This window comes from Streptomyces sp. NPDC006476 (assembly GCF_040612015.1).
GTDB lineage: Bacteria > Actinomycetota > Actinomycetes > Streptomycetales > Streptomycetaceae > Streptomyces > Streptomyces griseorubiginosus_B.
On sequence record NZ_JBEXPK010000068.1, the window covers coordinates 36,791 to 42,214 of the forward strand.

Sequence of the window (5,424 nt, forward strand, 5' to 3'; positions counted from 1 at the left end):
CGCCCGAAGCGCGTGTGGCTTCCTTGCTTGATGTCCGGCCTTCGCGACCCTCAATGTCGGATGTTCCGATCGCGATGGGACTCGTCTGTGTCGAACTCTTGTAAGGGATCCTGATGCCACGAACGGGGCCCACCTCACCCAGTTGTGGCAGGTCGATCCGCGGCTCGTTGAAGCCCGGAATCCTGACTCTCCGGCCGAAGTCATCCATCGCACAACCCCTCTGGCTGTGTGGGCAGGCCACTTGAGCTGAAGAAAACTCCCACAATGGGGAGTTGTGAGCTTGTCACAACCAGAAAAGCACAAACTGCGTAGAGTTGGCCGCTAAACGCAGTTCCGGGCCGGCAAGGAGGGGGCTCCGTCTCTCCGGTTCCGCTCGCCGGCCTCCCCCGGTACGGGCCACTCACCCCCTGCATGGCGCTGAGGTGCACGACCTCGATCGAGGAGCCGATTGGCAGCAACCGGGGCGCCCGTCGACAGGACGAGTTGTCGCAGAAGACAGCACAAGCCTGGCAGCAAAAGCGCATGATCTTGGCGTCCTGTGACGGTCCGGGCATGGAGGCGCCCTGCGCGTGCGCAGTCCCCGGCCTCCAGGAATCACCCGCTGACACCACCCGGGTTCAGACGTCCGATCGAGGTCTGCGCCCCCGTGGTGGTGATCGTGAGACCACGCCGTGAGTGGACCTTGAGACTGCCCTGCGGTCGCACGGCTTTGCGAGCGTGGGGTCGATGCCGCTCCTGGTCTCGTGCAGCGACACCGGCCTTGACCGTTCTACTCCGCCGTTTCGGTTTTCGGCCGCTCAATGTGGTGGTCGGTCCCGATGAGCCTCGGATTGGTGTACAGCTCGACAACAGTCAGTGCCGTCCCCAGGTCGGGGCCCGGGTCAGAGCCGGGGTCACTGGGGCCAGGGCTGGGGCTCGGACGGGGAGCCGGGCCTGGATCGGGCTCCGGTGCCTGGTCGGGATCCGCATCGTGGTCCGATGCGGAATCCGGCTGACCGCTCCCCTGATTCTGCTCGTCGCTCATAGACGTCAAGTGTGCAACAGCAGCGCAGCAGTCGACAGGCCAAGCCCCAAGGCCAGAGACCACAGGCTGATCGTCCAGTACCAGATCTTTTGATCGTGACGCTTACTGTTCGCTTCGAAGATCGATACACGAGATGCGGCCAGTTCGATCAAAACTCTGGCCTTCGGTGAGCGGACATACTCAACGATCATCGGACGCGGCTGCAGATCCTTGTGCGGGGCAACCCGGAAGGTCTGCACCCCCGCCAGCAGCGAGAGCGCGTACGCGGCAAAGGCACAGTAGGCGAGCACGGCATGGTGCTTGTGCGTCGCCAGGAACTGGGCGGCGGTGGCCGCGAACCCGATCAGGAACACCGCCTTGGTGTCGATTTTCGCCAACGAGTCCGACTGGCGGGCCAGGCGCCCAGCCGCCTCGTTGTTGAGGAGCTCCAGCGTGGACTCCTGAGCAGCCAGTTCCTCCGGTGTCATCGTCATGCTCAGAGCGTAGGAGCCGCGAGCTGCAGCCCAGCCTGGTTCCTGGTCTTGAAACCCTGGCCGCCGACGGCACCCACGACCGGCTGACCTGGTGGAGCGCCAGACGGGACTACCGCAGCCTGCATCACTCCGCTCCACAGCCCGAAGCTTCGCCTTCCTCCCCACGCCGCAGCCCCGCCGGTCTGCCCCCGTACACCAACCGGTCCGCCTGAGCGCCGGAACGGGAGGCCGTAAGCGCAGGTCACGAGACGGCCGGGTCCTACCGCAGCAGATCGGGGCGGGCGTCGGCCAGGACGAAGGCCCGCTGCAGGCCGGCCACGAGGGCGGGCTCGATGCGGTAGACACGGACCCGGTCGTCGAGCTCGAGCACCTTGGTCCGGTTGTCCGGGCCGATGCGGCGGCGCACCGCGCGCACGCTGGTGAGCGTCCCGCCGATCCTGCCCTTCGGGATCGGGGTGTGAGGGTGATCGGCGAAATGGGCCTGGATGTCGTCGTAGGAGGCGGTACCGCCCAGCTCGGTCAGGCGGCGCAGCACGGCGCGAGCACCGGGCAGCACCGCGGCGATGGTGTCGAACAACAGCCGATCCGTCCAGCCTTCCCACACATCCTCGCCGCTCAGGTCCTGCGGCCCCGGCCGATCTTCCAGATCGGGAGCCTCGGGCCAACTAGCCGCGATTGCAGCCGGGTTGAAGCCGTAGGCGGCCTGCACCGCAGCGATCGCCTGCTCGTAGGTGTCGGTCTGGGTGTCGATGGTCAGCTGCACGCCTCCCCCTCCGTGATCTCCTGCTCCATCCTGCACGCGGCCAGCGGGAGTTCCCGCCGCCCTGACCCGCCTCGCCTGTCTACGGGGCAACCACTGCCGCTCTCAGGCTGCTGCGGCCTGTTCAGTCGCCCGTCCACCAGCCGTCTGGTTCCTGGAGGGTGGTGCGGAACCGGTCGATCGTGGCGCGCACCTGCGACGCCTCGTCCCACTCCGCGCCGTACTCCCCCGCAGGCAGACGCCCGTGGCCCACGAACTGCTCCGCCACCGCGGCCACGTCCTCCGGTGCCGCGTAGGCCCGGTGCAGCGCCGTCAGCGGTCTGCTCGGCCCGGGCCGGAGGTGGAGGCCGTGCAGGGAGTAGGCCCAGCCCGTGTCCTCGTCCCAGTCGAAGCGGATCCCGCCGATGCGGTCGGCGGTGCGGCTGGTGTCCCAGCCGAACACCATGAACAACCGGTCCCCGAACCGCGGAGGGCGGTAGTCGGCCCGCACCGTGCCCGGTGGAATGCCGCGCCGGGTGAGGGCGTCGTCGACGGCCTCAAGGTAGGGCCAGTGCGGCAGCTGCTGGGCAGCACCCAGGCTGGGCGGGTTGAGGATCACGGCTTGCCTCCGGGCCCTGCGGGCCGGGTCATGAGGCGCGGCGGAAGACGGCGGCGGGACCGATGACGCCGGCCCGGAACTTGTCGCGGACGCGGTAGATGGCCGCTTCGGCGACCAGCCGGGCTTCCCGGGCGCCGTCCAGGCTGATCTGCCGTGCCACCTGGCCGGCGTTGATGAGGTCCTCTCCCCTCAGGGCGAGACGGGTGAGCCGGCCACGTTGCAGGCCGGCGCCGTCCATCAGCTGATAGGCGATCAGGCGCAGGTCGTCGTCGTGCGCGGAGGGCTCGGCCAGGCGGCGGGTCTTCTCCCAGCGGCCGTGGCCGGCGAAGGTCAGCGTCAGCGTGACAGCTTGGGCCGCCTGCTCACGGTGGCGCAGCAGCTGCCCGAGGAGGATGACCAGCTCGAGCAGGGCGGCGCGGACGTCGGCGCCGTCCAGGGTGTGCCGGTCGAAGACATACCGGACGGTGGCGGTGGCGGGCAGGGTGCGGGGGACGACGGGGCGCGGGTCGATGCCGCGCGCCCGGTCGGCCGCCATGCGGCCGGCCTTCCCGCCCAGCAGGCCCTGGATCGTGGCGGGCGGAGCGGTCGCGAGCAGGCCGACGTAGTGGATGCCGTACTCGCGCAGCACCGCAGCCTGACGCTCACCGATGCCGTGCAGAGCATCCACGGGCAGCTGCCCCAGCCAGTCGGCCGCCTGGTCGGGGTCGATGGCGAGGACGCCGCCGGGTGCGGGGACCTGGGCGGAGGCGGTTGCCGCGACCGTGATCGAGGGGCCGATGCCGACCCGGACATCGACGCCCAGACGCGAGAGGGCCCGCACACGCAGCACCTCCCCGAGCCGGCGGGCGTCCGCGCGGTGGTAGCGCAGGGCCCCCTTCAGCTCCACCAGCGCCGCGGCGGGCGGCAGCGCCTGCACCACCGGGGACAGCTCCGCCAGCAGCTCCAGCACCCGCCGGTACACCTCCTCCGGCAGCCGGTCCGGGCACCGCACGTGCATCACCGTCGACACCCCACGTGCCTCGCGGCCCGTCGTCATGGCCCTCACCTCCCACACCCCACGTTATCGAACAGAAAATCGAACACGCGAGGAGTGCGGCCGTGGATCATGAGCATAGAATCAAAAACGTGTTCGATGATCTGCCGCCCGACCTCGATCGTCTCCAGGTGCTACGCACCTGGCATCTGCTCTGGATTCGGCGGATCGACGCGAAGATCGAGGCCCTCCTGCAGCGGCAGGCCGAAGCCGAGCGCGGCCGCCGCGAGCGCCCGCCCCCGCCGGAATGGATCGTCGAACTCGGCATCGGCACCGGGCGGCCCCCCGTCCAGGTGCACGCCGGCGACTGCCACATGGCGGGCAAGCGGCGCCGGGCCATCAGCCGCGACGAAGCCCGCCGCCTGCTCGCCACCGGCCTGCGGGCCTGCACCCACTGCGCCCCCGATGCCCAGCTGCGCATCCTCGACTTACCCCGCCAGACGCCCGCGCCCGGAGGCCTCCGGTGGCGGTCGAACAGCCGTGCCATGCCGCCCGTTATCCTGCCGACCGGGCGATGTGTACTGATCGCCTAGAACAGGACTGTTCCGATGACGACTCCCCCGCCCCCGATCAGCGAGCCCGACCCCTCCGCCCTGGTCTGCCCCGGCGACAAGGTCGGCCCCTGCGCCACCTGCCAGCGCAAGACCCACAAGTACGGCTCCGGCGGCAGCCCGCTCTGCCAGTGGTGCGCGGCACCCGTGCTTGAGAAGTGGAGACCGGGCGTGCGGCACACCAGCACCCGCCCCTGACCTCACACCGGCACCTCCCGGTGCCCCGACGGCACGGTGCCCGCACGGGTGAAGCCCGTCCGATCGCAGAACCTTCGCCGGCGTCGACGCGCAGTGCCGTGCATGAGACCGATCAACGACGCGCACGTCGCGGAGTCCGGCCTGGCCGTGGTGGAGATCGCCGCCGCCGATGACACCACCGCCTTCGCCATCCAGCAGCTGCTCGCCGCGCGGTGTGCGATCGCGCCGGCGGACCACACGGTCCGCGAACCCGGCGAGCCGGGGGTCCGGCTGCGCTGCTTCCTGGACCTGCGCCAGCACCCCGACGCATAGCGCGGCCGGCACGCACGCCGGAAACAACACTGCCGCCCCGAGCCGAGGGCTCGGGGCGGCGCACGTGCTGTGGAGGTGAAGGGCGGTCGCCTACGCGGCGAAAGGCAATGCAGGGCTTCAGCCGAACGATCGTCCCTGCATGCAATAGGTGAGGCCCGGGGACACAGTCACCTTCACTCCCACGCCCTCCACAACAGCCCCGGCCCGTAAGACATTCCCGCCGTGCCGACACGCGGGTACGCCGGGGTCAGGCGCTGCGTGGCTTGCGGCCGGCGGTCTTCTTCGCCGTCTTCTTGGCGGTGGTCGTCTTCTTGGCGGTCTTGGCCGCGGTTTTCTTGGCCGGCGTCTTCCTCGCCGGACTCTTCTTGGCCCGGGTCAGGTCGTGGACGTCGGCGTCGGCGGCCTCGCCGCGTGAGGAGCGCGCCTTGTCCACCGACTGCTGCAGGGCGGACATCAGGTCCAGCACCTGCCCCGG

At 70.0% G+C, this 5,424-nt stretch carries 8 protein-coding genes and 1 pseudogene; 3 read left to right on the forward strand and 6 right to left on the reverse strand.

Annotated features, from left to right (window positions below):
* The 5 genes from ABZZ74_RS42700 to ABZZ74_RS42720 form a co-directional block, all read right to left on the reverse strand.
* A partial coding sequence (locus tag ABZZ74_RS42700) for a hypothetical protein (protein WP_356949531.1) occupies positions 1 to 208 on the reverse strand: 208 nt, incomplete at its 3' end.
* A gap of 821 nt (positions 209 to 1,029) precedes the next feature.
* Positions 1,030 to 1,497, reverse strand: a complete 468-nt coding sequence (locus ABZZ74_RS42705) for a hypothetical protein (protein WP_356949532.1) — start codon at positions 1,495 to 1,497, stop codon at positions 1,030 to 1,032.
* Positions 1,498 to 1,756: 259 nt separating this feature from the next.
* Entirely contained in the window at positions 1,757 to 2,260 is a 504-nt protein-coding gene (locus tag ABZZ74_RS42710; protein WP_356949533.1) for a hypothetical protein, read from the reverse strand.
* A gap of 121 nt (positions 2,261 to 2,381) precedes the next feature.
* Positions 2,382 to 2,855 carry a hypothetical protein gene (locus ABZZ74_RS42715; RefSeq protein ID WP_356949534.1) on the reverse strand — a complete coding sequence of 158 codons (474 nt, stop codon included), beginning with the start codon at positions 2,853 to 2,855 and terminating at the stop codon, positions 2,382 to 2,384.
* 28 nt (positions 2,856 to 2,883) lie between these two features.
* Positions 2,884 to 3,891, reverse strand: a complete 1,008-nt coding sequence (locus ABZZ74_RS42720) for a hypothetical protein (protein ID WP_356949535.1) — start codon at positions 3,889 to 3,891, stop codon at positions 2,884 to 2,886.
* Between the two features lie 62 nt (positions 3,892 to 3,953).
* On the opposite strand from ABZZ74_RS42720, the gene ABZZ74_RS42725 reads away from it, so the two are divergent.
* The 3 genes from ABZZ74_RS42725 to ABZZ74_RS42735 all read left to right on the forward strand — a co-directional run bounded on the left by ABZZ74_RS42725 (position 3,954) and on the right by ABZZ74_RS42735 (position 4,949).
* Entirely contained in the window at positions 3,954 to 4,421 is a 468-nt protein-coding gene (locus ABZZ74_RS42725) for a DUF6233 domain-containing protein (protein ID WP_356949536.1), read from the forward strand.
* Positions 4,422 to 4,436: 15 nt separating this feature from the next.
* A complete protein-coding gene (locus ABZZ74_RS42730) occupies positions 4,437 to 4,637 on the forward strand; it encodes a hypothetical protein (protein WP_356949537.1) in 201 nt (66 codons plus the stop codon).
* Between the two features lie 102 nt (positions 4,638 to 4,739).
* Entirely contained in the window at positions 4,740 to 4,949 is a 210-nt protein-coding gene (locus ABZZ74_RS42735; RefSeq protein WP_356949538.1) for a DUF6207 family protein, read from the forward strand.
* A 247-nt stretch (positions 4,950 to 5,196) separates the two neighbouring features.
* On the opposite strand, the pseudogene ABZZ74_RS42740 reads toward ABZZ74_RS42735, so the two are convergent.
* Positions 5,197 to 5,424: pseudogene (locus ABZZ74_RS42740) on the reverse strand (Ku protein); the annotation flags it as partial.